The sequence below is a fragment of the Vibrio sp. 10N.222.49.C9 genome, from assembly GCF_041474985.1.
Classification (GTDB): domain Bacteria; phylum Pseudomonadota; class Gammaproteobacteria; order Enterobacterales; family Vibrionaceae; genus Vibrio; species Vibrio crassostreae_C.
Genome location: NZ_JBFRVD010001559.1, coordinates 1 through 242, shown reverse-complemented (window position 1 = coordinate 242; position 242 = coordinate 1). Strand labels below are relative to the sequence as shown.

The 242-nt window shown below is 48.3% G+C and carries 1 protein-coding gene; it reads right to left on the bottom strand.

The genetic code is table 11. The features are described 5' to 3' along the window. Nucleotides 1-46: 46 nt before the first annotated feature. Nucleotides 47-242: hypothetical protein (locus tag AB4585_RS29255; RefSeq protein ID WP_372172322.1), on the bottom strand; the 196-nt coding region annotated here is incomplete at its 5' end.

The window sequence follows — 242 nt, the reverse complement described above, 5'->3', positions numbered from 1 at the left end:
GTGTTAGACCGAATAAAAAACCCGACTCAACAGTCGGGTTTTGGGGTTATTGCACGTTGCTCTCTTGCCTCACAAACACCGGAATACCCGGCTCTGCATTAGCGAACGCCTCTTGAGTTTGCTCAATAGGATCGGTACTTGCGTATCGATCACCCATTGAGCCCATAGCTCGTTTGAGTTTTGGATTGGATGCCTTTGGCGCAGGTGCTTCAGACTTAGGGGCAGGAACGTTAGTATTAAAT